At 61.4% G+C, this 23,459-nt stretch carries 25 protein-coding genes; 16 read left to right on the top strand and 9 right to left on the bottom strand.

All coding sequences use genetic code 11. The annotated features are described in order from the left end of the window. Window positions 1-5: 5 nt before the first annotated feature. Window positions 6-1,352, bottom strand: a complete 1,347-nt coding sequence (locus MHY87_RS14170; protein WP_239352665.1) for an Nramp family divalent metal transporter — start codon at window positions 1,350-1,352, stop codon at window positions 6-8. Between the two features lie 306 nt (window positions 1,353-1,658). On the opposite strand from MHY87_RS14170, the gene MHY87_RS14165 reads away from it, so the two are divergent. The 5 genes from MHY87_RS14165 to MHY87_RS14145 all read left to right on the top strand — a co-directional run bounded on the left by MHY87_RS14165 (window position 1,659) and on the right by MHY87_RS14145 (window position 5,683). Beyond that, entirely contained in the window at window positions 1,659-3,638 is a 1,980-nt protein-coding gene (locus MHY87_RS14165; RefSeq protein ID WP_239352664.1) for an acetyl/propionyl/methylcrotonyl-CoA carboxylase subunit alpha, read from the top strand. 55 nt (window positions 3,639-3,693) lie between these two features. Beyond that, window positions 3,694-4,131, top strand: coding sequence for a DUF1489 family protein (locus tag MHY87_RS14160; protein WP_239352662.1), 438 nt, complete (start codon window positions 3,694-3,696; stop codon window positions 4,129-4,131). A gap of 23 nt (window positions 4,132-4,154) precedes the next feature. Further along, entirely contained in the window at window positions 4,155-4,406 is a 252-nt protein-coding gene (locus tag MHY87_RS14155) for a hypothetical protein (protein ID WP_239352661.1), read from the top strand. Between the two features lie 80 nt (window positions 4,407-4,486). Next, complete coding sequence (locus MHY87_RS14150; RefSeq protein WP_239352660.1) at window positions 4,487-4,843, top strand: hypothetical protein; 357 nt, start codon at window positions 4,487-4,489, stop codon at window positions 4,841-4,843. Between the two features lie 129 nt (window positions 4,844-4,972). Further along, window positions 4,973-5,683, top strand: a complete 711-nt coding sequence (locus MHY87_RS14145; protein ID WP_239352658.1) for a DnaJ domain-containing protein — start codon at window positions 4,973-4,975, stop codon at window positions 5,681-5,683. A 91-nt stretch (window positions 5,684-5,774) separates the two neighbouring features. On the opposite strand, the gene MHY87_RS14140 is transcribed toward MHY87_RS14145, so the two are convergent. Then, window positions 5,775-7,307: an SPOR domain-containing protein gene (locus MHY87_RS14140; RefSeq protein WP_370644935.1), complete on the bottom strand. Its 1,533-nt coding sequence runs from the start codon at window positions 7,305-7,307 to the stop codon at window positions 5,775-5,777. 360 nt (window positions 7,308-7,667) lie between these two features. Between MHY87_RS14140 and MHY87_RS14135 the strand changes: the two genes are divergently transcribed. The 5 genes from MHY87_RS14135 (at window position 7,668) to MHY87_RS14115 (ending at window position 12,170) form a co-directional block, all read left to right on the top strand. Next, complete coding sequence (locus MHY87_RS14135) at window positions 7,668-8,003, top strand: phasin family protein (RefSeq protein ID WP_239352656.1); 336 nt, start codon at window positions 7,668-7,670, stop codon at window positions 8,001-8,003. Between the two features lie 277 nt (window positions 8,004-8,280). Further along, window positions 8,281-8,673, top strand: coding sequence for an ATP-dependent Clp protease adapter ClpS (clpS, locus tag MHY87_RS14130; protein WP_239352655.1), 393 nt, complete (start codon window positions 8,281-8,283; stop codon window positions 8,671-8,673). 29 nt (window positions 8,674-8,702) lie between these two features. Beyond that, a complete protein-coding gene (gene clpA, locus MHY87_RS14125; RefSeq protein WP_239352653.1) occupies window positions 8,703-11,165 on the top strand; it encodes an ATP-dependent Clp protease ATP-binding subunit ClpA in 2,463 nt (820 codons plus the stop codon). Further along, window positions 11,162-11,440 carry a hypothetical protein gene (locus MHY87_RS14120; RefSeq protein ID WP_239352651.1) on the top strand — a complete coding sequence of 93 codons (279 nt, stop codon included), beginning with the start codon at window positions 11,162-11,164 and terminating at the stop codon, window positions 11,438-11,440. The genes clpA and MHY87_RS14120 overlap by 4 nt, the downstream gene beginning before the upstream one ends. A gap of 169 nt (window positions 11,441-11,609) precedes the next feature. Beyond that, window positions 11,610-12,170, top strand: coding sequence for an NADPH-dependent FMN reductase (locus tag MHY87_RS14115; RefSeq protein WP_239352649.1), 561 nt, complete (start codon window positions 11,610-11,612; stop codon window positions 12,168-12,170). Between the two features lie 7 nt (window positions 12,171-12,177). Here MHY87_RS14115 and MHY87_RS14110 read toward each other — a convergent pair whose 3' ends face one another. The 3 genes from MHY87_RS14110 to MHY87_RS14100 form a co-directional block, all read right to left on the bottom strand. Next, window positions 12,178-13,353: a GNAT family N-acetyltransferase gene (locus MHY87_RS14110; RefSeq protein WP_239352647.1), complete on the bottom strand. Its 1,176-nt coding sequence runs from the start codon at window positions 13,351-13,353 to the stop codon at window positions 12,178-12,180. A 62-nt stretch (window positions 13,354-13,415) separates the two neighbouring features. After that, window positions 13,416-14,168: a glycerophosphodiester phosphodiesterase family protein gene (locus MHY87_RS14105; RefSeq protein WP_239352644.1), complete on the bottom strand. Its 753-nt coding sequence runs from the start codon at window positions 14,166-14,168 to the stop codon at window positions 13,416-13,418. Then, window positions 14,165-14,635 (bottom strand): RidA family protein, encoded by a 471-nt coding sequence (locus MHY87_RS14100; protein WP_239352642.1) that lies wholly within the window; start codon window positions 14,633-14,635, stop codon window positions 14,165-14,167. The genes MHY87_RS14105 and MHY87_RS14100 overlap by 4 nt, the downstream gene beginning before the upstream one ends. A gap of 123 nt (window positions 14,636-14,758) precedes the next feature. On the opposite strand from MHY87_RS14100, the gene MHY87_RS14095 reads away from it, so the two are divergent. Further along, on the top strand, window positions 14,759-15,595 hold the full coding sequence (locus MHY87_RS14095) for a cell envelope integrity EipB family protein (RefSeq protein ID WP_239352639.1): 837 nt from the start codon (window positions 14,759-14,761) through the stop codon (window positions 15,593-15,595). On the opposite strand, the gene MHY87_RS14090 is transcribed toward MHY87_RS14095, so the two are convergent. Next, window positions 15,586-16,863, bottom strand: a complete 1,278-nt coding sequence (locus MHY87_RS14090; RefSeq protein ID WP_239352637.1) for a DNA polymerase IV — start codon at window positions 16,861-16,863, stop codon at window positions 15,586-15,588. The genes MHY87_RS14095 and MHY87_RS14090 overlap by 10 nt on opposite strands. Before the next feature lie 11 nt (window positions 16,864-16,874). Beyond that, window positions 16,875-17,165, bottom strand: coding sequence for a DUF3572 domain-containing protein (locus MHY87_RS14085; protein ID WP_239352635.1), 291 nt, complete (start codon window positions 17,163-17,165; stop codon window positions 16,875-16,877). Window positions 17,166-17,264: 99 nt separating this feature from the next. Here MHY87_RS14085 and MHY87_RS14080 point away from each other — a divergent pair, with 99 nt between their 5' ends. Next, window positions 17,265-17,648, top strand: coding sequence for a response regulator (locus tag MHY87_RS14080; RefSeq protein ID WP_239352633.1), 384 nt, complete (start codon window positions 17,265-17,267; stop codon window positions 17,646-17,648). 497 nt (window positions 17,649-18,145) lie between these two features. Beyond that, window positions 18,146-19,990, top strand: coding sequence for an adenine deaminase (locus MHY87_RS14075; RefSeq protein WP_239352631.1), 1,845 nt, complete (start codon window positions 18,146-18,148; stop codon window positions 19,988-19,990). Between the two features lies 1 nt (window position 19,991). Here the strand turns inward: MHY87_RS14075 and MHY87_RS14070 are convergent, their stop codons facing one another. Beyond that, entirely contained in the window at window positions 19,992-21,113 is a 1,122-nt protein-coding gene (locus tag MHY87_RS14070) for an FUSC family protein (RefSeq protein WP_239352630.1), read from the bottom strand. Between the two features lie 57 nt (window positions 21,114-21,170). After that, a complete protein-coding gene (locus MHY87_RS14065; protein WP_239352629.1) occupies window positions 21,171-21,350 on the bottom strand; it encodes a hypothetical protein in 180 nt (59 codons plus the stop codon). Window positions 21,351-21,534: 184 nt separating this feature from the next. Here MHY87_RS14065 and MHY87_RS14060 point away from each other — a divergent pair, with 184 nt between their 5' ends. The 3 genes from MHY87_RS14060 to MHY87_RS14050 all read left to right on the top strand — a co-directional run bounded on the left by MHY87_RS14060 (window position 21,535) and on the right by MHY87_RS14050 (window position 23,327). After that, window positions 21,535-21,786 carry a hypothetical protein gene (locus tag MHY87_RS14060; protein WP_239352628.1) on the top strand — a complete coding sequence of 84 codons (252 nt, stop codon included), beginning with the start codon at window positions 21,535-21,537 and terminating at the stop codon, window positions 21,784-21,786. A gap of 134 nt (window positions 21,787-21,920) precedes the next feature. Further along, on the top strand, window positions 21,921-22,556 hold the full coding sequence (locus MHY87_RS14055; protein WP_239352626.1) for an SGNH/GDSL hydrolase family protein: 636 nt from the start codon (window positions 21,921-21,923) through the stop codon (window positions 22,554-22,556). Between the two features lie 222 nt (window positions 22,557-22,778). After that, window positions 22,779-23,327 (top strand): hypothetical protein, encoded by a 549-nt coding sequence (locus tag MHY87_RS14050; protein WP_239352625.1) that lies wholly within the window; start codon window positions 22,779-22,781, stop codon window positions 23,325-23,327. The last annotated feature ends 132 nt before the right edge of the window (window positions 23,328-23,459 follow it).

Here is a 23,459-nt window from a genome sequence, read left to right as displayed (position 1 = left end):
GCATCTCACCCTACCACGAAATCCACGAGCAGCTTCACGTTCAGCACCACGATCACCGCAGCAATCAACCCCGCGAATGCGGTGAGCCAGCGGGGTGTCACCAGTTCGCCCATCTTCTGCTTCGAGGCTGTGATCGTCACCAGCGGAATGACCGCGAAGGGGAGCTGAAGGCTCAGGATCACCTGGCTCAGGATCAGCAGTTTCGCCGTGCCGGTCTCGCCATAAGCGATGGTGACGGCAGCCGCCGGAACGATGGCGATGCCGCGCGTGATAAGGCGGCGCATCCATGGCTGCATTTTGAAATTGATGAAGCCTTCCATAACGATCTGGCCCGCCATGGTTGCGGTGACCGTGGAGTTGAGGCCGCAGCAGAGCAGGGACAGGCCGAACAGCATGGGCGCGATGGCCGTGCCCAGGATGCCCTGAAGCAGGGTGTGCGCCTCTCCGAGTTCAGCGATCTCCGTGCGGCCCGTATGGTGGAAGGCTGCAGCCGCGAGGATCAGCAGGGACGCATTGATGGTGAGCGCGAACATGAGCGCGATGGTGGAATCGAGCGTGGCGAAGCGCATCGCCTCGCGCTTCTCCTTCATCGTCTCGCCATAGGCGCGCGTCTGCACGATGCCTGAGTGCAGATAGAGGTTATGCGGCATCACCGTCGCGCCGAGAATGCCGAGCGCGAGATAGAGCATGTCTGGGTTGGTGACGATCTCGGTGGTCGGTGCGAAGCCTGTGATGACAGCGCTCCAGTTCGGATCGGCCATGGCGATCTGGATGCCGAAGCAGACAGCAATCACGCCAAGCAGGGTGATGATGAAGGCCTCGACCCAGCGGAAGCCGAGATTCTGCAGGTAAAGGATGAGGAATACATCGAGCGCCGTAATCACGACGCCGATTTCCAGCGGCACGCCGAAGAGCAGGTTGAGGCCGATCGCCGTGCCGATGACCTCGGCGAGGTCGGTGGCGCAGATGGCGAGTTCCGCCAGAAGCCATAAACCCCAGGCGACAGGCTTCGAATAGGCATCTCGGCAGGCCTGGGCGAGGTCGCGGCCCGTCGCGACCGCAAGGCGCGCGCAGAGCGATTGCAGGACAATCGCCATGATGTTCGAGATCAGCGCCACCGAGAGCAGGGCATAGCCGTATTTCGACCCGCCGGCGATGGAGGTCGCCCAGTTGCCCGGGTCCATATAGCCCACGGCCACCAGATAGCCCGGCCCCATGAAAGCCGCCGCCCGCCGCCAGCTGGAGCCGGGGCGCACCTTGATCGAGCGATTCACCTCCGGGAGGGAGGGCAGACTCACGTCCTGACGCCAGGCTGCCTTGCGGACGAGGGAAATGGGAGCCGACTGATCCATGGAATCTTTCTGCAGTTGCAAGTCATTTGCAATAAAAGGTAGCGTGAGTTCCCGGCGGACGCAAGGGGCTGTCCTGGAACATCGTGGCAGTTGGGAAGGGTCTGATGAAAGAGACCGCCTGAGAAGGTGCCTGCCGCGAAAGGAAATGACATAGCCGTGGAGCGCCGGTCATGGCAGGTCGCGGGCTGGGCACTCTCACCGCGTGGGCAAGGCTAAAGGAGAAGCTGTTCCCGCGTGACAAGCGGCCTAGGTTTTGCTCTAGCTCTTCACAAAACCGAACCAGAAGTCGGATCCAGAGGGATGGCTATGCTCGAGAGTGTCCTCATCGCCAATCGTGGCGAGATTGCCTGCCGGATCATCCGCACAGCCAAGCGGCTGGGAATGCGCACCATCGCGGTCTATTCGGAAGCGGATGCGAATGCGCTCTTCGTGCAGATGGCGGACGAGGCCTACCTGATCGGCCCCGCGCCAGCCCGCGAGAGCTATCTGAAGATCGACACGATCATCGAAGTCGCCAAGCGCGCGAAGGCAGCCTCTATCCATCCCGGCTATGGCTTTCTGTCCGAGCGCGCCGAATTCGCCGAGGCATGCGCCGCCAACGGGATTGTCTTCGTCGGGCCGCCGGCCTCCGCCATTAAGGCCATGGGCCTGAAAGACGCGGCAAAAGCTCTCGTGCAGCAGGCGAACGTGCCGGTGGTGCCGGGCTATCACGGCTCCAAGCAAGATCCTGATTTCCTGCGCCAGAAGGCTTACGAGATCGGCTATCCGGTTCTCATCAAGGCTGTCGCAGGCGGTGGCGGTAAGGGCATGCGGCGCGTCGAGAAAGCCGCCGATTTCGATGCCGCTTTGGAGAGCGCACAGCGCGAGGCGCAGAATGCGTTCGGCGATCCGCGCGTGCTGGTGGAGAAATACATTCTCTCGCCGCGCCACATCGAAATTCAGGTCTTCGCCGATGCGCACGGCAATGTGGTGCATCTCTTCGAACGCGATTGCTCGCTCCAACGCCGCCATCAGAAGGTCATCGAGGAAGCGCCGGCTCCCGGCATGACGCCGGAAATGCGACAGGCCATGGGGCAGGCGGCTGTCGAGGCTGCGCGCGCTGTGGGCTATGTGGGCGCGGGCACAGTGGAGTTCATCGCGGATGGACGCGAGGGCCTTCGCGCCGACCGTTTTTATTTCATGGAGATGAACACGCGTCTCCAGGTGGAGCATCCGGTGACGGAGGCGATCACTGGGCTCGATCTCGTGGAGCTGCAATTCCGCGCAGCCTCCGGCGAGAAGCTGCCGTTCACGCAAAATGATCTCGCGATCATCGGTCATGCAGTCGAGGCACGTCTCTACGCGGAAGATCCTGAAAAGGAATTCCTGCCATCGACCGGCAAGCTCTGGGCGCTCGAATTTCCGGAAGGCGAAGGCATCCGCATCGACACGGGCGTCGAGACGGGCGCCGAGGTGACGCCTTATTACGATCCGATGATCGCGAAAGTGATCGCCCATGGCGCGACGCGCGACGAGGCATTGTCGAAGCTTGCCGATGCGCTTGGCGAGACGATTGTCGCGGGACCGAAGACCAATGTCGCGTTCCTGAAGAAGCTGTGCGAGGCGGATGAGTTCAGGGCAGGGCGTTTCGATACGGGATTCATCGATCGCAATCTGGAAGCACTCGGCGTAGGACAGCAGCCGGTCGACGAAGTCGCGGTGTCGTTCGGTGCTGCGGCTCTGATCTCGCGGAAGATCGATCAGCTTCGCATGTCCGAGCATCTGAGGAACGATGAGCCTTCATCGCCCTGGTCGGAACCGGATGGTTTTCAACTTCTTGGAACGCGCAGCGTTGGCATGCCGCTTCTCGTGGATGGTGAGCGCGTCGATGCGCGCGAGGTCTTCAGTTCCGAGCATCCTGGCGTCAGCACGGTTGCTGTCGGCAAGAGCGATCCATGGGCGGATGAGAGGATAGATCAGGAAGTCGATGCTCCTCACGGCGTCTATATTCTGAGAGATGGGCGCCAGATTCTCGTGCAGCCCTACGACCCCTTCGACGTCGATCTCGAACATATGGACGAGGGCGGGTCAGTTAAGGCGCCGATGCACGGCAAGCTCATCGCCGTGTTCGTGCAGGCGGGCGACAAGGTCGAGAAGGGGCAGCGGCTTGCCATCGTCGAGGCGATGAAGATGGAGCATGTGCTGGTTGCGCCCGCCAATGGCGAGGTGGCGGAGATCGCCGCCGAGCCGGGGGCGCAGGTGGCGGAAGGCACGCGTCTCATTGTGCTGAAGGCGGAACAGGAATAGGAGTGCGGCGGAACGCCGGATTTTCCGATCCCGGCGCGCATGGTTCAACAGTCTCATGGCTCTTCATCTGATCAAGCTCTGCGTGGGTTGCGACTCCATCACCGATCTCGAAGACTGGATCGAGGTGAATCGCGCTCATCATCAGCGGCTTGGTCGCGACTACGAGCAGACGCACACGACCCGCATGGTGCCCAAGCGCGTAGCAGAGCTCCTGGATGGCGGCTCCCTTTACTGGGTCATAAAAGGGCAAGTTGCCGCTCGTCAGAAGCTAGTCGATGTGCGTCCTTTTTTGGATGCTGATGGCGTGAATCGTTGCAGGCTCATCTTGGAGCCAACAATGACCATTGTTGAACCTCGCCCTTGGAGGCCATTTCAAGGTTGGCGATATCTTGAGGCACATGAAGCGCCGCGGGATATCGGCGCCAAAGATAGCGATCTTGCCAACATGCCCGAGGACATGCGACGAGAACTGGCTGAACTTGGCTTGCTCTAACTTATGTGAATCGGGAACGCACCATGAAGCGCCTCGTCATTCTCGCATCGTCTCTCGTCGCGTTGGCGGGATCTGCCGTTGCGAAAGAGTGCCGCATCCCTGATCCGAAGCCTGGGCAGACGATCCAGGTGCCGGATGCGTGCAAGGATGTCGTTCGTCCAAAAAACAAGCAGGTTGAAGCGCTCAAGAGCGACAAGGGCGCCATCGATCTCGGCTCCGGAACGACGCTGCGCATCGGCGGGCGTGTGCGGACCGAGATGATGTGGAGAGATTAGACTTATTTGCTGGGGAAGCTGCTGGAACTCCGCTGGCTGGATTCGCATTGGCCTTACAGTTCAGTTGAGTGGAGGTTCCGATGCTCCTGTCCGCATCCGAAGGCCGGCACTGGCGTTATGAAGTGTGTGAGCACGAGGACGGTTATCTCGTCCAGATGCGCGATCTGACCACCGGGGAACTGGACGACGATTTCTCCACGATCTTCCGAACCCTTCCCGTCGCTTTCGCTTATGCCGAGATGTCGGCGGCCTACGAGCGTTACGCCGCCTGCGAACTCGAACAGGTCGAGGATGAGCAGATCGAGTTCGATGTAGAGGCGACCGAGCGGCACTTCATAGATCTGAGCGATCGGCTGCACGATTCCGGCATCAATGGTGTCGTGATCCAAGCCTGGGAGCGGGAGAGCCAGCGCGGCTCGGCGCGGCTCCTCCACTGACCTGATAGGCTTTTATATCCCTCAAAAAAGCCGGCGCCTCGAAAGAGGAGGCCGGCTTTTGCATGAAAGAGGCTCCGGTGATTTACAAGTGCCTCATCCCGGCCCACATCTTGGGATGGGAATGAACACATGATGCTGCTTTATGGAATCGCCGCCGCTGCCCTTGTCTGGTGGCTGCTCAAGGTCTTTGCCCGCTCCGACACGGCGGCAGTCGCCAAGGCTGTGAAGATCGTCGGGGGAATCGCGGCGCTGGGCGCTGCGATCGTGCTGGGCGGCAAGGGGCAATTGGCCACGGCTCTATTCGTGGGAGGCCTTGGCGCTTGGCTGCTCGGCTGGGGCGGCTTGCCGCTTCCCGGCTCCTGGGGGCGCTTCCAGAAAACCTCGGGCCGCTTCTCGCGGATCCGCTCGGCCATGATCGAGATGGAGATTGACCATGCGTCCGGCGGCGTGGAGGGCAGCGTCCTTGCAGGCAGCTTCGCCGGGCGTCGCCTGTCCAGCCTCGGGCCGGAGAATCTGCGCCGTCTTTACGACGAATGCAGCATGCTCGATCCCGAGGGCGTGCCTCTGCTAGAGGCGTATCTTGACCGCCGGTTTTCCGGCTGGCGTGAAGACGCTCACGGAGACCGAGACACGCGGACGCGCGCTCATGCGCAGTCGGGCGTAATGACCAAAGATGAAGCCTACCAGATCCTGGGGCTTAAGCCGGGAGCGAGCCTCGATGAGATCAGACATGCGCATCGCACGCTGATCAAGAAGCTCCATCCCGACCAGGGAGGGACGGCGTATCTCGCTGCTCGCGTGAATCAGGCGAGAGAAGTCCTGCTGGGCCGACATCGCTGATACTCCACGCGCGATCCGGTTTCGAACTGCGACGGTACAAACACACGTACCGTCGCTCACGATTAAAGCTGGCAGAGATTAAGACTTCGTCTCAGCCGCGGGAGGCGAAGCAGGCCACGCCGCCTTTTTTCAGTTGCTTGCAGGCCTGCTCGGCATCGCCGGATTCCTTGAAGCCGGAGAAGCGGGCGCGATAGAGCGTGCCGCCGTTGGATGAGACCTTCTCCGTATAGGGTGAAGCCTTCGTCAGCACCTTGCCGAAACGGCTCCGGGCTGTGGAGAGCATGTCCTTGGCCTTGTCCTCGTCGTCGGTCGCGCCGAGCTGGATCACCCAGCCGCTCACGGTCTTCTTGACCTCGGGAGCTTCCACCTTCGGAACTTCTGCTTGCAGGGAAGCGACCTTCACGGGCTCGGCCTGCGGAGCCTGAGCAGACGTCTTGGGTTCGATCTTGGCCTGAAGAGCGGCCTTCTGCGCCTCTGAGAGCTTGTTCTGGGTAGGAGCCTGAAGGGCGGCATAGGCCTGGGCATTCAGCGGCAGCGGCTCAGGACCCTTCTGCCAACGGACGGAGGCGGTCGAGGAGGGCGTCGTCGTTGAGCTGGCGCCAGTAGCGGAAGCCACCACCGGGCGTAGGGTGTTCAGATCGAGCGGCTTGCGCTCCGGTGCAGGGGCGGGTGCCGGAGCGGCCTGGGCCACAACGGCCTGCGGTGTCGCGGAAGCCACCCTCACAGGAGCCTGTGCGATAGGGGCGGGAGCTTCTTCAGCCACAGCCTCGACAGGGCGCTTGACCGGGGCCGGGGCGGGAGCCACCTCGGCAACCTGGACGGTCTGAGCGCCGCGCTCGACCACCGGCGGCGCGATACGGGCACCGGCATAGGCGCGGGGCAGATGATCCTCGATCAGCCCAGCCATCTTCTGGTCGCGGGAGGCGCCGGAGCGCCCGCCGAGAACCACGGCGACGACGCTGCGCGTCTCGGTGTTGACCGAGGTCAGCAGGTTGAAGCCGGAAAGGCGGGTGTAGCCGGTCTTGATGCCGTCCACGCCGTGAACCTTGCCGAGAAGACGGTTGTGGCCGCGGATCGTGCGCTGGCCATACTGGAAGGAGCGGGTGTCGAAATAGGCGAAGTATTTCGGGAAGCGGTCCTGAATCGCGCGGCCGAGAATCGACAGGTCGCGGGCCGTCGTGATGTTCGGCGGCTCGTGCGGAAGGCCGTGCGGGTTGTAGAACGACGAGGAGTTCATGCCGAGCTCGCGAGCCTTGCGCGTCATCATGCGCGCGAAGGCATCCTCGGAGCCCGCGATGTTCTCGGCCACCACGACGGAGACGTCGTTGGCGGACAGGGTCACCATGGCCTTGATGGCGTCCTCGACATCAATGGTCGAGCCCGGGCGCAGGCCGAGCTTGGTCGGCGGCTGGCTCGCGGCATATTCGGACACGGTGAGTTGTGTGTTCGGGGTCATACGCCCGCGCTCCATCTGCTCGAACAGCAGATAGAGGCTCATCACCTTCGTGATGGAGGCGGGAATGCGGGGCGCATCGACATTCTCACCCTGCAGAATCTTGCCAGTCTTGGCGTCCACGACGATGGAGGCCGACGGCGGGCTGTAGCCGCCGCCCTTGGAGCTCACCTTGCGGCGAGCAGCCTCGGCGGGGGATGAGAGAGCGATGGCGGCTGAAGTGACAATACCAATAAACGTCCAAGCAGTTCGGCGTCGTACGCAAACCGAAGTCATGCTGAAAAATCCCTGCTGAATTGGGTCTCAAACCTCCGCGACCGGTTCTCCAAAAGGAGATTGTTGCCGGCGCAACACATCCTTTGACCGTAAGAGGACGGGGTTACGGGGGCGTTAACAGGGGTTGGCTCGGATGCATGGATTATTGTGCGATGCACAAAAACTCTTGACATATTTTGTGCGGCGCACATAATGCATTCCATCGTCATTTCCCGGCACTTGGTGCCATTAAACGCCTTACTGTCGAGGTTCACAATGCTTCAGCCGTTTGCAAACTTGCAAAAGCTCGGCCAGGAAAACCTGGAAGCTACCATCAAGGCCGCGAGTGCCTTTTCCAGCAACGCCCAGGTCATCGCCACCGAGACGGCCGATTACGCTCGTAAGGCGTTCGAGCATAATTCCGCGGCTGTGGAAAAGCTGATCGGCGCGCAGAGCCTGGATAAGGCCATCGAGGTTCAGACGGCCTACGCCAAGGGCGCTTACGAGAGCCTCGTGGCCCAATCCACCAAGATGGGCGCGCTCTACACGGCGCTCGCCACCGATACCTTCAAGCCTTTCGAGGGCTTTCTGTCCAAGACCGTGAAGGCCTAAACACCAGGCCTGATCGTCTCAAACGGTTTTGAATGGAACGCCCGGTCGCCAAGGCCGGGCGTTTCGCGTTTCAAGGCTCAGCCGAAGCTTGGGCACGGCCCGCGTTCACAGGAGGGTGAGAAGATGTCGCGCTTTCCAGAGGCTATTTGCGCACCCATCTGGTTGATCTAGCGAACCGAATGGAGCGACTATACATAGGACTCAAGCGCGCTGTGGCCGGAGCGGAAAGGCAGGCTGCAGGGCGGGGGTCAATAAGTAAGGGGTCGGTCGGAAGATCATGCTGCGGTTAGCTCAGGACACTTTGATCCGGACGAGGCGGTTTCCACTCTCCGCTGCCGGCGGGTCTCAGCCCCCTGGCGGCGACGATGATGGCCGCTCGAACACGGCTATCATCACGAAAACCAAGCCGCGCACGAAACGGCCCAACCTTTACCGCGTTCTCCTCTTGAACGACGATTATACCCCGATGGAGTTTGTGGTGCATGTGCTGGAGCGCTTCTTCAATAAGAACCGAGAGGATGCGACCCGGATCATGCTCCATGTGCACCAGAACGGCGTCGGGGAGTGTGGAGTTTTTACTTACGAAATTGCCGAGACCAAGGTGACGCAGGTGATGGACTTCGCCCGCAAGCACCAGCATCCTCTGCAATGCGTGATGGAAAAGAATTAGCTTAAGACCGTCTCATAAAGGACAAGCCGTTGCCGAGCTTTTCTCGCAGTCTTGAACAAGCCCTTCATCGAGCCCTCGCTCTCGCGGGCGAGCGGCGCCACGAATACGCAACACTCGAACACCTTCTCCTCGCTCTGATCGACGACCAGGATGCTGCCGCTGTGATGCGGGCCTGCAATGTCGATCTCGAAATTCTCCGCCGGAACCTGGTCGATTACGTTGACAGCGAACTCGCCAACCTCGTTGCCGATGGACGCCAGGACTCGAAGCCCACGGCCGGCTTCCAGCGCGTGATCCAGCGCGCGGTCATCCATGTTCAATCCTCGGGCCGTGATGAGGTGACCGGCGCCAATGTGCTCGTCGCGATCTTCGCCGAGCGCGAGAGCCACGCCGCCTACTTTCTGCAAGAGCAGGACATGACCCGCTACGACGCCGTGAACTACATCAGCCACGGCATTGCCAAGCGCCCGGGTCTCACCGAGAGCCGCTCGCCGCGCGGCGCGGAGGAGGAAGCCTCCAACGAGCGTCCGACCCAGGACGAGTCCGATACGCGCGCCAAGAAGAAGGGCGATGCGCTCGAGGCTTACTGCGTCAACCTGAACAAGAAGGCGAAGGACGGAAAGATCGATCCGCTGATCGGCCGCGAGGCCGAGGTCCAGCGCACGATCCAGGTCCTGTGCCGCCGACAGAAGAACAACCCGCTCCTCGTTGGCGAGCCTGGCGTCGGCAAGACCGCCATCGCGGAAGGCTTGGCCCGCAAGATCGTGCAGGGCGAAGTGCCGGAAGTTCTGAAAGGCGCGACCGTCTTCTCACTCGATATGGGCACGTTGCTCGCCGGCACCCGCTATCGTGGCGATTTCGAAGAGCGCCTGAAGCAGGTGATGAAGGAGATCGAGCAGCATCCGAACGCGATCATGTTCATCGACGAGATCCATACCGTGATCGGCGCCGGTGCCACCTCCGGCGGTGCGATGGATGCGTCGAACCTGCTCAAGCCCGCGCTGGCTCAAGGCACGCTGCGCTGCATCGGCTCCACGACCTATAAGGAATACCGCCAGTATTTCGAGAAGGACCGTGCGCTCGTTCGCCGCTTCCAGAAGATCGACGTGAATGAGCCGTCGCTGCCGGACGCCATCGAGATCGTGAAGGGCCTGAAGCCTTATTTCGAGGACTTCCACAAGCTCAAATACACCAACGAGGCCGTCAAGGCCGCGGTGGAACTGTCTGCCCGCTACATCAACGACCGCAAGCTGCCGGACAAGGCGATTGACGTGATCGACGAGACCGGTGCGTCGCAGATGCTCCTGCCTGAAGGCCGCCGCAAGAAGACCATCGGCATCAAGGAGATCGAGGCCACCATCGCCACCATGGCGCGCATCCCGCCCAAGACCGTGTCGAAGGACGATGCGGAGGTGCTCGCGAACCTTCAGGAAACCCTGAAGCGCGTGGTCTATGGTCAGGACAAGGCCATCGAGGCTCTGTCCTCCGCCATCAAGCTCGCCCGTGCTGGCCTGCGCGATGCGGAGAAGCCCATCGGCTCGTATCTCTTCGCTGGTCCGACCGGCGTCGGTAAGACCGAGGTCGCCAAGTCGCTCGCGGCTTCGCTGGGCGTCGAGCTCCTGCGCTTCGACATGTCGGAGTACATGGAGCGGCACACGGTCAGCCGCCTGATCGGCGCGCCTCCCGGCTATGTGGGCTTCGACCAAGGCGGTCTTTTGACCGATGGCGTCGACCAGCATCCGCATTGCGTGCTCCTGCTCGACGAGATCGAGAAGGCGCATCCGGATCTGTTCAACATCCTGCTCCAGGTCATGGATCACGGGAAACTGACGGATCACAACGGTAAGCAGGTCGATTTCCGCAATGTAATCATCATCATGACAACGAATGCGGGCGCCGCCGACATGGCTCGCCAAGCCTATGGCTTCACCCGCTCCAAGCGCGAGGGTGACGACACAGAGGCGATCAACAAGCTGTTCACGCCGGAATTCCGCAACCGTCTCGACGCGACCATTTCCTTCGGTCATCTGCCGAAGGAGGTGGTGCAGAAGGTGGTCGACAAGTTCGTCGCGCAGCTCGACATGCAGCTTTCCGAACGCAACGTGTCCATTGAGCTGACGGACGAGGCGCGCGACTGGCTGGTCGAGCATGGCTACGACGAGGCCATGGGCGCCCGCCCGATGGGCCGTCTGATCCAGTCCACCATCAAGACGCCGCTGGCGGATGAGGTGTTATTTGGACGCCTGAAGGGCGGCGGCGCGGTCAAGGTCATCGTCAACACGGACGAGATCGGCTTGCAGAGCCTCGGCTTCGAGTATGTCGAAGGCCCGGTCAAGCCGAAGCCGGAGAAGGTCGCCACGACCGCCAAGAAGAAGCCTAAGGCTAAGTCTGCGTCTTCAAAGGCAAAAAAGTCCGTGAAACCGAAAGGGTCCGGTGGTAATGGGGGCGGAGGTATCCGCACCGTTCCCAAGGTTCCATTGGTTAGAGCATGACGACTGAGCTGCATCAGGCCCCCGAAATCCAGGCCACCCGGATCATCGAGCCTCAGCCGAAGCCGCAGAAGCAGGCTAAGCCCAAGCTGTCCTGGCGCGAGCAGCGCGAGCAGCGTCGGCGTCGGCGGGTCTGGTTCGAGGAAATCCTCGGTTGGGTCCTGGTGCCGGCCATCATCGTCGGCTGCTATTGGCTGCTTAATGTGGGCCTAGCCGCCATGGGATCTTCGCCCGAGGCTCTCCTCAGCGGCTTCAAGACCATTACGGACGCTCTCTGATCGGCCGAAATTAAAAGAGAAAAGCCGCACCGGACGCCAAGCCGGTGCGGCTTTTGCTTGTTGAGAGCAGGGCTTGGTTTGAAGGCCCAGAGTCTACTTTTACGTCATGCGCGTTTACGCTTCGTCAGATTGCGCGCCTTAAAGCGAGCTCTGATGGAGGATGAGGTTCATGGCGAAACTGGTCGGCATTTCAGGAAGTCTACGTCAGGGCTCGTATAACTCGGCATTGCTGCGGAATGCTGCGGGGCTGATGCCGGAGGGGAGTGAACTCGTCGTCGATACCATTCGCGGCATTCCCCTTTATGACGGTGACGTCGAGACTGCCGAGGGCATTCCTGAGCGGGTCGCCGCCCTGAAGGAGGCCATAGCCGCTGCCGATGGGCTTCTGCTGGTGACCCCGGAATACAACAATTCGATTCCAGGTGTGTTCAAGAACGCCATCGACTGGCTGTCCCGCCCGCCGGCGGACATCAAGCGCGTTTTCGGCGATAAGCCCGTTGCTCTGATCGGCGCTTCGCCCGGCGGTTTCGGCACCATTCTGTCCCAGAATGCCTGGCTCCCTGTGCTGCGCACCTTGGGAGCGGACCTTTGGTCCGGAGGACGGCTGATGGTGTCCAGGGCGCAGACGGTTTTCAACCAGGATGGGACGCTTGCCGACCAGAAGATCGAGGAGCAGCTCAAGACGTACCTTGAGGGCTTCGTCGCTCATGTCCGTGCCGCCCGGCCATAGGCTTGGGCTAATCGTCTTCCCGATGCCTGAAAGGGGCAGCCTCCGCCAATTCCTCGGCCGCCTCGGACACGTAAGCGCGCTCCTGATCAAGATAGGCTTTGACCGCGCGGCGTAAGGATGGGTCGGCGATGTCGTGGGCCGATGACGTGATGACGGGGCGATAGCCGCGCGCAAGCTTGTGCTCTCCTTGTGCGCCAGCTTCCACACGGTCGAGTCTGCGTGCAATGGCGAACTCGATGGCCTGATAATAGCAGACCTCGAAATGCAGGAACGGGTGATCCTCGATGCAGCCCCAGTTGCGGCCATAGAGCCGCTTGTCGCCGATGAAGTTGATGGCGCCGGCGATATAGCGGCCCTCACGCTTGGCCATGATAAGCAGCACACGTTCCGCCATGCGCTCACCGATCAGCGAGAAGAATTGGCGGTTGAGATAGGGGCGTCCCCATTTGCGCGATCCGGTATCCATGTAGAAGGCGAAGAACGCATCCCAATGGGCTTCGGAGATCTCAGGCCCGATCACCCATTCGACGGTGATGCCGTTCGCCAGCGCATCGCGCCGCTCGCGCTTGATGGCCTTGCGCTTGCGCGAGGCGAGGGCGCTCAGAAACTCCTCGAAGTTGGCATAGCCTTCGTTGAGCCAGTGAAATTGCTGATCGTCGCGGCGCAGGAAGTCATGGCTCGTGAACGCTTCGAGATCATCCTGCTGCAGGAAGGTGGCGTGAATCGAGGATGCGCCGATCTGGTCCCGTAATGCGCGCAAGCCTGCGATCAGGTGCGCTTTTATGGTGTCCGCTTGCGGTCCGCTCGGCACGAGCAGGCGAGGGCCGGTGACGGGCGTGAAGGGCACTGACACCTGAAGCTTGGGATAATAATGCCCGCCCGCGCGCTCATAGGCATCGGCCCAGGAATGGTCAAACACATACTCGCCCTGCGAGTGAGATTTCACGTAGCAGGGGGCAGCGCCCAGCAGGTTCTCGCTCTCGTCCTCGACCAGCACATGCACCGGCGCCCAGCCCGCCTTGGGACCGACGCACCCGGAATCTTCCAGCGCGGACAAGAAGGCATAAGAAACAAAAGGATTGAACGGGTCGTCATCGCCGGAGCCCGTGTTCAGAGCGCAGGCATCCCAGGCGGCGGCAGAGACCGCTTTCAAACCTTGGGCGATTTTGACTTGAAACGTCACTGAGTGGAAGGACCCCGCCGTTTGAGCTTAGAGCTAATCACTCGGCGGGGTCCTTGCAACGGTCAGGGCAAAAAGCCCTCGAAGACCATCTGGTCCGCATGCTTCTCGGCCTTGGCGCGATCTTCTGGATTTCGCACGGTCCAGGTCATAACCGGGAGGTTGCCGAGGAGACGGCTGAGATAGGTCGAGGCGCAGGGCAGGTCCTTCACGCGCCAGGACAGGAAGTGCGGCTGCGTCTCTTCGAAATGGAGCAGGTTCGCCATCCGATGCTTCTGCTCGGGAGCCAGGAAGCTGTCGGATTTCGAGGCGTATTCCAGCTCGCCGATGAAGCCGCGCGTGATGTTGGGCGCATGCTGGCGCAGATAGGCCACGATGTCGGGGTCGAAGGATTTCACCACGAACGGGCCGGAATAGTCTTTCAAGACCTCGATCACCCGCTTGGTCAGGCGCATGTCGCCGTTGAACTTGCTCTTGATCTCGATGACCAGCGGCGTGCGTCCGGCGATGACGGCAAGGTAATCCTTCAGCGAAGGAATCTTGTCGCCGCCCATGGTGCCGGAAATGCCGACGCCCGTGAGAACGGAGAGATTGCGCTCGATGACGAGGCCCGTTTCGCCGGTGAGGCGGTCGAGCTCGAAATCGTGGAACACGATGGCTTCGTTGTCGGCGGTCAACTGAACGTCGAGCTCGATGGGAAAACCGCGCGCGATGGCGGCTTCCGCGGCCGAGATCGTGTTCTCGATGATGCCGTTTGCTTTGTCATGGAGGCCGCGATGGGCGATAGGCTTCGCGACGAGCCAGCTTGGGGTGCTCATTTGACTTCAAACATTCCTTCGACTTCGACGCAGGCATCGAGCGGCAATTCCGCGACGCCGATGGTGGAGCGGGCGTGACGGCCCGCATCGCCGAGCACCTCGACCATGAGGTCGGACGCGCCGTTCATGACAGGCGCAAGCGCGGCGAAGGTGGGAACGGCGTTGATGAAGCCGCCGAGGCGCACGCAGCGCGTGACCTTGTCGAGATCACCGACGGCGGCCTTCAACTGAGCGAGCAGGTTGATGGCGCAGAGACGCGCGGCCTGCTGGCCGACTTCCGGCGAGACTTCGGCGCCGACCTTGCCCTTGTGGGCATCGGCCAGCTTGCCATCCAGGCCGAGGCAGAGCTGGCCGGAGATGATGACCAGGTTGCCCGTGCGTACGAACGGCACGTAATTCGCCACCGGGGCGGCTGGGGTCGGCAGGGTGATGCCGAGTTCCTGAAGCTTCTTGTCGACTGCGCTCATGGGAGCCCTCTGCTTGTAACAGTGTGGGGGATTAGTGGCGGATGACGATTAAGGACGCAAGCCGGAACATTGCCCTGTCCTCAAGGTGCGCCTATTTTGGCAAGTGCGACCTCTGGAGATGACATGCGTTCCCTCATCGTGGCTACCAGCCTGACCTTCGCCATGCTTGGCTCCGCCTGTGCGGAAGCCGCAGAGACACCGGTTCATCTCGCGCCGCACAGAGCCGTCTACGATCTCTCGATCCTACGTTCGGGAGGCTCCAAGGGCGTGGAGTCGGCGCGCGGGCGTATTGCGATGGAATTCGCGGGCGATGCCTGCGACGGCTACACCATGAAATACCGCCAGGTCACGGTGCTCGACAGCAGTGAGGCGGGCTCGCGCACGCTCGATACGCAGACCGCGACCTTTGAATCCGGCGATGGCCTGTCCATGCGCTTCAAGAGTACCTCAACGGCGCAGGGCCTCGTGCGCGACGGTGTCGACGGCGATGCCCAGCTGCGGCCGGACGGTTCGCTCGACGTCAAGTTCAAGCAGCCCCGCAACGAGACCTTCGCGGCCAAAGGCCAGCCGGTCTTTCCAACCGATCATATGAAGCGTCTGATCGAGGCGGCGCGAAAGGGCGAACGCAGACTGTCCGCCCGGGTCTATGACGGTTCGGACGACGGCAAGAAGGTCTATGAGACATTGAGCCTGATCGGCAACAAGATCGAGCCGGGAGCAGGAAACAACCTGGAGGAGTCAGCCCGCCAGGATGCGATGATGACGAGCGCGCGCTGGCCCATCACCATCAGCTATTTCCAGGAGGGCAGCGCCGACCGGGCGCCTGCCTATACAATCTCGTTCGAGCTTTACGAGAATGGCGTCGCCCGCGCCCTGAAGATCGATTACGGCGATTTCGCCCTGAAGGGCGATCTCAAAAGCCTCGAGATGCCTGCCGTCACGAGCAATTGTCAGCGCTGAGGCTTGTTGCGAAGCGCGATGCCTTTCTGAAGCGCACCCGCACCGAATTTATCGCGGATCTTGTCGATGGCGGATTCCATCTGCGCCTGCTTGACCACGCTCTGATCGGCGAGGTCGCCTTTGTCGGCCTCCACCGCATCGCAGAGATCCGCCGCGCCGATGCCGATGAGGCGATAGGCCGTACCGTCGCAGGCCGTCTTCAGGAGTTGGCGCGCAGGCTCGAACAGGCGGACGGCAAGCTGCGTCGGGGCGAGGCCCGAGCGGGTGCGCGTCAGCAGCCGGAATTCCTTATCCTTGAGTTTCAGCGTCACGCTGCGCCCCGCAAGCTCAGATGCTTTCAGTCGCCGCGAAACCTTTTCCGACAAGCGCCAGAGGATGGGCTCAAGATCGTCGAAGGATTTGAGGTCCGTCTCGAAAGTGGTTTCCGCCGAAATGCTCTTGGTCTCGTGTTCCGGCGTCACACGCCGGTTGTCTTCGCCTATGGCGAGGCGGGACAAGCGTTGGGCGTCTCTTCCCAAAGCCTCGAAGAGAGCCTTCAAGGGAATGTCGCGCAGATGATGAATCTGCGTTACGCCTACCTTTGCCAAGCGTCCTTGAGCCGCTGCCCCGATGCCGGGAATGATGCCGACGGGCTTGTCGGCGAGAAAGTCCGACGCTTCCTCCCGTCCGATGATCGAGAAGCCGCGCGGCTTCTGGAAGTCCGATGCGATCTTGGCGAGGAACTTGTTGTAGGAGAGGCCGACCGAGATCGTGATGCCGATTTCCTTCTCCACCTTATGAGCGAAGCGCGCGAGCGTCAGGGCTGGGCTGCCGTGATGGAGACGCTCCGTACCCGTGAGATCGAGGAAGGCCTCGTCGATGGACACCGGCTCGACCAGGGGCGTCAGCTCCAGCATCAGCTCCCGGACCTCATGGCCTGCCTTACGGTATTTCTCTCCGTTCGGCTTGATGACCACCGCATGGGGGCAGAGCTTGAGGGCCTGGAACATGGGCATGGCAGAGCGCACCCCATAGGTGCGGGCTATGTAACAGCAGGTGGAAACCACGCCGCGCTTGCCGCCGCCGATGATCACCGGCTTGTCGGCAAGGCTCGGATCGTCCCGTTTCTCCACGGCCGCGAAGAAGGCGTCGCAATCCACATGGGCGATGGAGAGGCTGTCGCGTTCCTTGTGCCGCAAAAGGCGTGGCGAGCCGCAGGCCTCGCAGCGCTCCGCCAGGGGCGAGGCTGCGGGCTTCAGGCAATCGCGGCAGAAGGGGGCGCTGCTCATGGGGCTTCAGATTACTCGAATTCCGACGGCGAGAGGCTCCAATGAGCCGCCATGATGTGCTCGGGCTTGATGTTCATCTCCTTGGCCAGGGCAAGCAGCAAGGGCTCGTCGGAGGCGACATAATCCAGAATTCCAGTGAAAAAGCCAGGCTCGGAGGCCGCGGAGCGTATTGTGTCGGGCTGTAGCCCCGAAACCGCCAGAAAGCGGCTCATACGTTCCTCGTCGCTTGTGATGAACGCGAAAGCGCTCAGCGCGATGGTCTCGGCCTCGTCCTTGTTCATTCGTTTTAAGGGTGTGTTCATGCTGTCGGTTTGCACTTCATCAATAGGTTACGGCCTAACTATACCATCTCCAGAGGAATTGGGCCGGTCATTGCTTAACCAGGCCCCGGGAAAGTGCCAATGAAGAAGACCGTGCTCATCGTTGAGGACAACGAACTCAACATGAAGCTCTTCAACGATCTCCTCGAAGCCCACGGCTATGCCACGCTGAAGACCAGCCACGGCATCGAGGCGATGGAGTTGGCGCGCGCCCACAAGCCCGATCTGATCCTCATGGACATCCAGCTTCCTGAGGTGTCCGGCCTGGAAGTGACCCGCTGGCTGAAGGCCGACGAGGAGCTGAAATCCATTCCCGTCATCGCCATCACAGCCTTTGCCATGAAGGGCGACGAGGAACGGATCCGCGAAGGGGGCTGCGAGGCCTATATGTCCAAGCCGATTTCCGTGGCGAAGTTCATAGCCACCGTGAAAACATACCTGGAAGCGGACGGAGCTTCAGCCTGAGCAGCCGAGCTTGGGCGGACGGATTCGTCAGGACAGCTGTCTCCTGTAAAATTTCTGGGAAAATGGGGATTTTCAGGCACATAGGTGCTTGCATCGCCCGATGTTTCCAATATGTTCAAGCCAGCATTCCGCCTTGCGGAAGAAATGCCCTACGGATGCTCAGGTCCGCCGCATCTCCTGGGACTTCGTGGGCTCTGCCAGCTTGGGAGCGGATCGTTGCCTCCTCAACACCGCTCCCAGCTGGCCACCTCATTTGCCTTGTACAGCGCCGAAAGGCGCTTTTTTATTGCCCGGTTCCAAGCCGGTCCGCCCTGTCGCAAATCCTCCAAGGCTCTAGCTTTCGCTATATCTCTCGCCGCCCCAGCTTGCTCGGCGCGAATCGAGAGGTGCCACAAGGCTTTAGCTTGCAGCTCAAGCTTGGCCGTGGCTATTAGGACGGATAGTCGATGCCGTTGGGGAATGCCCAGGAGCGCATCGCGCAGCAAAGGGGATCGACCATGAACCAGCGCACGCCCTCACTTCCTCCGAAATCGGCCCTGACCCGGTTCTCCGTGGCGCCGCTCTCCACCATGACCCGGCGACTGGCGGATGTGGCATCGGGCCGTGCCCCGGCTGATCTGGTGATTACGGGGGCGAGGGTGCTCTCCACCTATAGCGAGCGCATCGCCCCGGAGCGGGAGGTGTGGATTGCGGGCGGACGCATCGCCGCCGTGAAGCCCGCCGGTGCCTATCGTCAGGCGAAGGGCGCTCCCGGCAAAGTCTATGACGCCAAGGGCGGCATCATCGCGCCGGGCCTCGTCGATCCGCACATTCATATCGAGAGCAGCATGGTCACGGCCTGTGCCTATGCGGAGGCGGCTTTGCTCAACGGGACCACCACGATCTTCTGCGACAGCCATGAGATCGGCAACGTGATGGATACCGCCGGCATCGAGATGATGCTGGAGGATGCGCGCCACGCACCACTCTCGATTTTCCTCACCGTGCCGAGCACGGTGCCCGCCACATCGCCCGATCTTGAAACCGCAGGCGGGGATCTCACGCCCGAGAAGATCGCCGCGATCTTCGACCGCTGGCCCGAGGCTGCGGCGCTCGGTGAGAAAATGGATTTCGTGCCCGTCACCATGGGCGACGAGCGAAGCCACGCGATCCTCGCTGCTGCGTTGGAGCGCGGCAAGCCCGTCTCCGGCCACATCTACGGACGCGAGTTTGTCGCTGCTTATGCGGCGAGTGGTGTGACGGACACGCACGAAGCGATCGACCGCGACATCGCCGACGATCTGCTCGATGCGGGCATCTGGATTTTCCTGCGCGGCGGCCCGCCGACCACGCCCTGGCATTCACTGCCGGAGGCCATCAAGACGATCACCGAACTCGGCGCCTCGCATAAGCGCATCTGCGTCTGCACGGACGACCGCGATGCGGACGATCTCATGATGTTTGGCATGGATTGGGTGACGCGCGAAGCGCGCCGCGCGGGCATGAGCCGCGAGCAGGCTTGGAGCATGGGCTCGCTGCATCCTGCGACACGGTTTGCCATGGAAGGCGAGATCGGGGGCTTAGGCGGCGGACGCCGCGCCGACGTGGTTCTGCTCGATGATGACCTGAAGGTGCAGAACACCTGGTATGGCGGCGAGCTGGTGGTCGAGAATGCGAAGATCACGCCGGTGCTCGATCAGGCGCTTTCCAATCGCTACCGTTATCCGGCTGACGCCTATCGCACAGTGCATATTCCGAACATTCCGAAGCTTATTCCGGAACTGCCGACCGAGGCCTGCACCGCCAATGTAATCCGTGTGGCGCTACCCGGCATCGTGCTCTTCCACGACAAGGTGAAACTGGAGAAGGAGGAGAGCTGGGAGGCGCTTCTCTCCAGGAACGATCTCACCTTCGTCACGGTCATCGAGCGCCATGGCCGCACGGGCGGGCAGGGCGTCGCGCATGGTCTCTTGAAGGATTTCGGCCTGAAGAGCGGTGCGGTGGCAAGCAGCGTCGGGCACGACTCCCACAACCTCATCGTCGCGGGCACCAACGAAGCAGATATGCGTGTCGCGCTCGATACGCTCATCCAGGCGCAGGGTGGTGTCTGCGTAGTGGATCAGGGCAAGGTCATCGCCATGGTGCCGCTGCCGATTGCAGGTCTTCTCTCCGACAAGCGCGTGACGGAAGTGGCGGAGGAAACGCGAGCATTGAAGGCTGCCTGGGAGAAGGCCGGGTGCAAGATCCCCTATATGGGCTTCAACTTGATCCCGCTTTCCGTGATCCCGGAAATCCGCATCACCGACAAGGGACTGGTGCTCGTGCCGGAGATGGAGCTGGTGCCTCTCTACGAAGGCGAATGACCTATTCAGCCGCCTGAGCCTTCACTCCGGCGGCCGCAAGCTCCTGCGTTCGAGCCAGAAGATCCTCAACGTCCTTCCGGAATTGCTCGAAGGCAAAGCCGAGGGCGAAGACCTGCCCGAAGCTGCCATAGGGCAGGTCGTGCGAGAGCGCGTGCGAGCGCAAGGCTTCCGTCTCGCTTACGAAGGTATGGAGCGCGGCCTGAAAGTCCGATGCATCGGGGGGCTGTGTGCGGGCTCTCAAGGACTTGGCGAGGCCAAGGAGAAGTTCACGGGTCTCGATGCGAAGCGCTTCCAATGAGAAGCCGAGCCTGTCGAGCACGGGCTCGGGCAAAGGATTGGCGGAGGCGCGGCCGACCATCACGAGGTCATGCCGCACGCGGTAAAGCGTGCGGATGAGCGGCTCCGGATCGGCGGCATCGGTAAGATGGCTCTTGCGTTCGCGGGCAGCTTCATCGGCGGCGGATTCCGCTTTCTTGAGGGCGGCGCGGATTTGCGGGTGGATCGTCTGAAGCGGGGCTCTGCCTTTCGACACTCCCATGAGTTCACTCATCAGAACGTCGACCAGATCGGCGTTGAGGGAAACGACTTTCGCCGCGGCATCCGTCATCAGCGTATGCGCCCGCGCCGGCAGCACGAACAGGGAGACGACGACGCCGACAATGTTGCCCAGCGTGATCTCCGCTACCCGGTCGATGGCCGCAGTGAGAGGCCCGATAGCCTGTCCGGTCGGCGGCAGCAGCATGATCAGCGCGGTGACGGGCGCGACACGAAAGCTCGAATTGACGGAAGCCAAAAGCGCCAGCGGAAACAGCGCCACGATCATCGCCAATCCCACACCGGTCGGGGAGCTGTGCGGAATGAAGGCCGCGATCAACCCGCCATAGACCGCGCCCGCGAGCGTTCCCATGAACCGCTCGATGGCGGCCTTGAGCGAGCCGCCGACGCTTGCCTGCGTGATCACCACCGCGGTGATGGCCGCCCAATACCCCTGCGGCAAAGCGAAGATTTTGGTGATGGCGAAGGCGAGGGTGCCGGCAATGGTCACGCGCAGGGCGAGCTTCATCTCCGCCTGTCGCGCTCCGATCCTGCCGCTTATCCGCTCGATCCACCCTGACGATGCCATGCGATTCTCCGAATGCAGAGCATAGAGGGTGGTTCACTTAAAAACGCTATAGGAGGCTCAACCTTCCAGAACCTGGAGGTTAGAGCCGCATTCGGCGCAGGTGCCGAGCTCGGGCGACGCGATTATCTGTTTGGTCTGGCAATGCTGGCAGCCTTTCAGGGCCATTCGGAGCGATCCCTGCATCTGGCTCGCGCCCTGGCGAAAGGCTTCGCTGACTTGAACGGCTTGTTCGAACATCCTCGCCTCCCTTAGGGTGCGCGATGCTGCGCCTGGCCGCGCGCACCGGCAAGGGAGCATGAGGATTAGTCAGCGCGGCTCACGATGCCCCGTGACCAAGGTGACTTCCATGCGCGTGATGAGGCTTGCAACCAGGGAGAACAGGCCGCTTGTGCCGGATCGTGTCCGTGCCTAGATCGCAGCGATGAGTAGAATTCAGTGGCAGCAGGATGCGGTTGTTGGCGTGCCGCTCGACCGGCATATGGGCTTCGTTGGCTCCGTCGAGGTTGGGAGCGTGGCCTATGACGCCAGCAACAGGTTCTGGATCTGGTCGACGCCTTTGCAGGAAGATGCCTGGGGCTACGGACCTACGGAGGATGCCGCCAAGGTGGCGCTCGAACACTGGCTGACGTCCTGGCTTGAGAACTTCAGGCCGTTCTTTCAAACTGGTCCCTGAAGTCCGGCTTATACGCAGGGAACTTGGCATTCCTGCAAGTCAAGCCTGCATCCATCACCCAGTTGGATTATTGCCAAGCTCGTTCCCTCGCGTCATGTTATTTCGTCCTTGGACGTGCGGATGGGGAAGGCCCGATGAACCATGTGGTTCTGCTCGGCGACAGCGTGTTCGACAACGGTCCCTATCTCAGGTCCGGTGAGCCGAACGTTCTGGCTCAGGTCCAAGCCAAGCTTCCAAAAGGGTGGCGCACCACCATGCAGGCCGAAGACGGAGCTGTGACGACCGGCATCGAGCGCCAGCTGGCTCGGCTACCAGAGGATGCAAGTCATCTGATCCTCAGCATCGGTGGGAACGATGCCTTGGGCAGCAGCGGCATTCTCACCGAAAGCGCGCGCTCTGTGGCGGAGGTCATGACGCGACTGGCCGACATTCGGGATTCATTTACTCGCAGCTATCGAAAGATGCTCGACATGGTCGTCGGCTACCGTCTGCCGACCGCCCTTTGCACCATCTTCGATGCCCGTTTCCCTGACGCCGAGGAGCAGCGTCACGTAGTGACCGCCTTGTCTGTCTTCAACGATGTCATCACGCGTGAGGCCTTCTCTCGAAAGCTCGCCCTGATCGACCTGCGCCTGATCTGTAACAAGCACGAGGATTACGCCAACCCCATCGAGTTATCGGCGAAAGGCGGCGACAAGATCGCCAATGCGGTCGTGCAGGTCGTGACGGGAGGCATCATCGTCCCGTGCTCGCAGGTTTATGCGGTCTGAGGGGTGGTTAGTCTTTATACGCCGCAACTTCAGTGAGCAGCGGCGATTACTGCCGGGGCGAGGTTGCTTGGCAAACTTCTCTTTGCTCTGCTTCAAGATGAATGGCCGATGAATAGTAGTTGGAAGAAATTGTCCTAGTATACCTTATTCCATGCAACCTTTTTTCCTCTTCGAAATTGGTTTTATGCAAATAGTGCGCGCCTTTTCGGCAAGAGGTCGGTCATGAAAAAGGTGATCCTGCTTTCGAGCGCTGCTTTGATAACTTTTGCAAGCATCGGCTCAGCTCAAGCTCAAAGATACTACCGAGGATGGGGCGGTTACGGGGGGCATGGCGGCTACTATAACCGTGGCTGGAACAACGGTGGCGCCGTGGCAGCCGGCCTGATCGGCGGAGCGCTGCTTGGCGGACTGATCACGGCAGCCGCAACCCCAGCTTATGGCTATCCCTACGGCTATGGATATGGGTATCCGCCTTACGGTTACAGCTATGGATATGGATACGGCTATCCAGCCTATAGCTACCCGGCATATGGGTATCGCTATGCCTACCCGGCATACGGATATGGCTATGCTCCATACCGCTATGGTTATTACGCGGCTCCCGTCGCCTCTCGGGTGGTTTATGCGCCTCCGGTGTATCGCAACCGTGTGGTCTACGGTGGGCCGGTCTATCGTGGTCGCGCCGTCTATGCCGCGCCGCGCTATCGCGCTCGCACCGTCTATCGTCGCGATGTGGTCACCACCGGCGCCATTCGCGGTCGGCGTTACTGAGAATGAGCGAACCTTGAGCGAAGACCGCCTCCGAGAGGGGGCGGTTTTTGGATTTTCGCATGGTTGTGCGGGCCTGCCGCAGCGTGACCTTCTTGCCGTCACAATATGAAGGAGACTGCGCCCGAGCTTCGC

Source organism: Microvirga sp. ACRRW (assembly GCF_022346925.1).
Lineage (GTDB): Bacteria > Pseudomonadota > Alphaproteobacteria > Rhizobiales > Beijerinckiaceae > Microvirga.
The sequence above is the reverse complement of the archived record's forward strand: the minus strand, read 5'-3'. Positions and strand labels throughout refer to the sequence as shown.

What these genes read in the sequence shown, in the direction of transcription:
- MHY87_RS14170 (WP_239352665.1), bottom strand. Translation starts at nt 1,352, where the DNA reads ATGGATCAGTCGGCTCCCATTTCCCTCGTCCGCAAGGCAGCCTGGCGT.
- MHY87_RS14165 (WP_239352664.1), top strand. Translation starts at nt 1,659, where the DNA reads ATGCTCGAGAGTGTCCTCATCGCCAATCGTGGCGAGATTGCCTGCCGG.
- MHY87_RS14160 (WP_239352662.1), top strand. Translation starts at nt 3,694, where the DNA reads ATGGCTCTTCATCTGATCAAGCTCTGCGTGGGTTGCGACTCCATCACC.
- MHY87_RS14155 (WP_239352661.1), top strand. Translation starts at nt 4,155, where the DNA reads ATGAAGCGCCTCGTCATTCTCGCATCGTCTCTCGTCGCGTTGGCGGGA.
- MHY87_RS14150 (WP_239352660.1), top strand. Translation starts at nt 4,487, where the DNA reads ATGCTCCTGTCCGCATCCGAAGGCCGGCACTGGCGTTATGAAGTGTGT.
- MHY87_RS14145 (WP_239352658.1), top strand. Translation starts at nt 4,973, where the DNA reads ATGATGCTGCTTTATGGAATCGCCGCCGCTGCCCTTGTCTGGTGGCTG.
- MHY87_RS14135 (WP_239352656.1), top strand. Translation starts at nt 7,668, where the DNA reads ATGCTTCAGCCGTTTGCAAACTTGCAAAAGCTCGGCCAGGAAAACCTG.
- clpS (WP_239352655.1), top strand. Translation starts at nt 8,281, where the DNA reads ATGCTGCGGTTAGCTCAGGACACTTTGATCCGGACGAGGCGGTTTCCA.
- MHY87_RS14120 (WP_239352651.1), top strand. Translation starts at nt 11,162, where the DNA reads ATGACGACTGAGCTGCATCAGGCCCCCGAAATCCAGGCCACCCGGATC.
- MHY87_RS14115 (WP_239352649.1), top strand. Translation starts at nt 11,610, where the DNA reads ATGGCGAAACTGGTCGGCATTTCAGGAAGTCTACGTCAGGGCTCGTAT.
- MHY87_RS14105 (WP_239352644.1), bottom strand. Translation starts at nt 14,168, where the DNA reads ATGAGCACCCCAAGCTGGCTCGTCGCGAAGCCTATCGCCCATCGCGGC.
- MHY87_RS14100 (WP_239352642.1), bottom strand. Translation starts at nt 14,635, where the DNA reads ATGAGCGCAGTCGACAAGAAGCTTCAGGAACTCGGCATCACCCTGCCG.
- MHY87_RS14095 (WP_239352639.1), top strand. Translation starts at nt 14,759, where the DNA reads ATGCGTTCCCTCATCGTGGCTACCAGCCTGACCTTCGCCATGCTTGGC.
- MHY87_RS14090 (WP_239352637.1), bottom strand. Translation starts at nt 16,863, where the DNA reads ATGAGCAGCGCCCCCTTCTGCCGCGATTGCCTGAAGCCCGCAGCCTCG.
- MHY87_RS14085 (WP_239352635.1), bottom strand. Translation starts at nt 17,165, where the DNA reads ATGAACACACCCTTAAAACGAATGAACAAGGACGAGGCCGAGACCATC.
- MHY87_RS14080 (WP_239352633.1), top strand. Translation starts at nt 17,265, where the DNA reads ATGAAGAAGACCGTGCTCATCGTTGAGGACAACGAACTCAACATGAAG.
- MHY87_RS14075 (WP_239352631.1), top strand. Translation starts at nt 18,146, where the DNA reads ATGAACCAGCGCACGCCCTCACTTCCTCCGAAATCGGCCCTGACCCGG.
- MHY87_RS14070 (WP_239352630.1), bottom strand. Translation starts at nt 21,113, where the DNA reads ATGGCATCGTCAGGGTGGATCGAGCGGATAAGCGGCAGGATCGGAGCG.
- MHY87_RS14065 (WP_239352629.1), bottom strand. Translation starts at nt 21,350, where the DNA reads ATGTTCGAACAAGCCGTTCAAGTCAGCGAAGCCTTTCGCCAGGGCGCG.
- MHY87_RS14060 (WP_239352628.1), top strand. Translation starts at nt 21,535, where the DNA reads ATGAGTAGAATTCAGTGGCAGCAGGATGCGGTTGTTGGCGTGCCGCTC.
- MHY87_RS14055 (WP_239352626.1), top strand. Translation starts at nt 21,921, where the DNA reads ATGAACCATGTGGTTCTGCTCGGCGACAGCGTGTTCGACAACGGTCCC.
- MHY87_RS14050 (WP_239352625.1), top strand. Translation starts at nt 22,779, where the DNA reads ATGAAAAAGGTGATCCTGCTTTCGAGCGCTGCTTTGATAACTTTTGCA.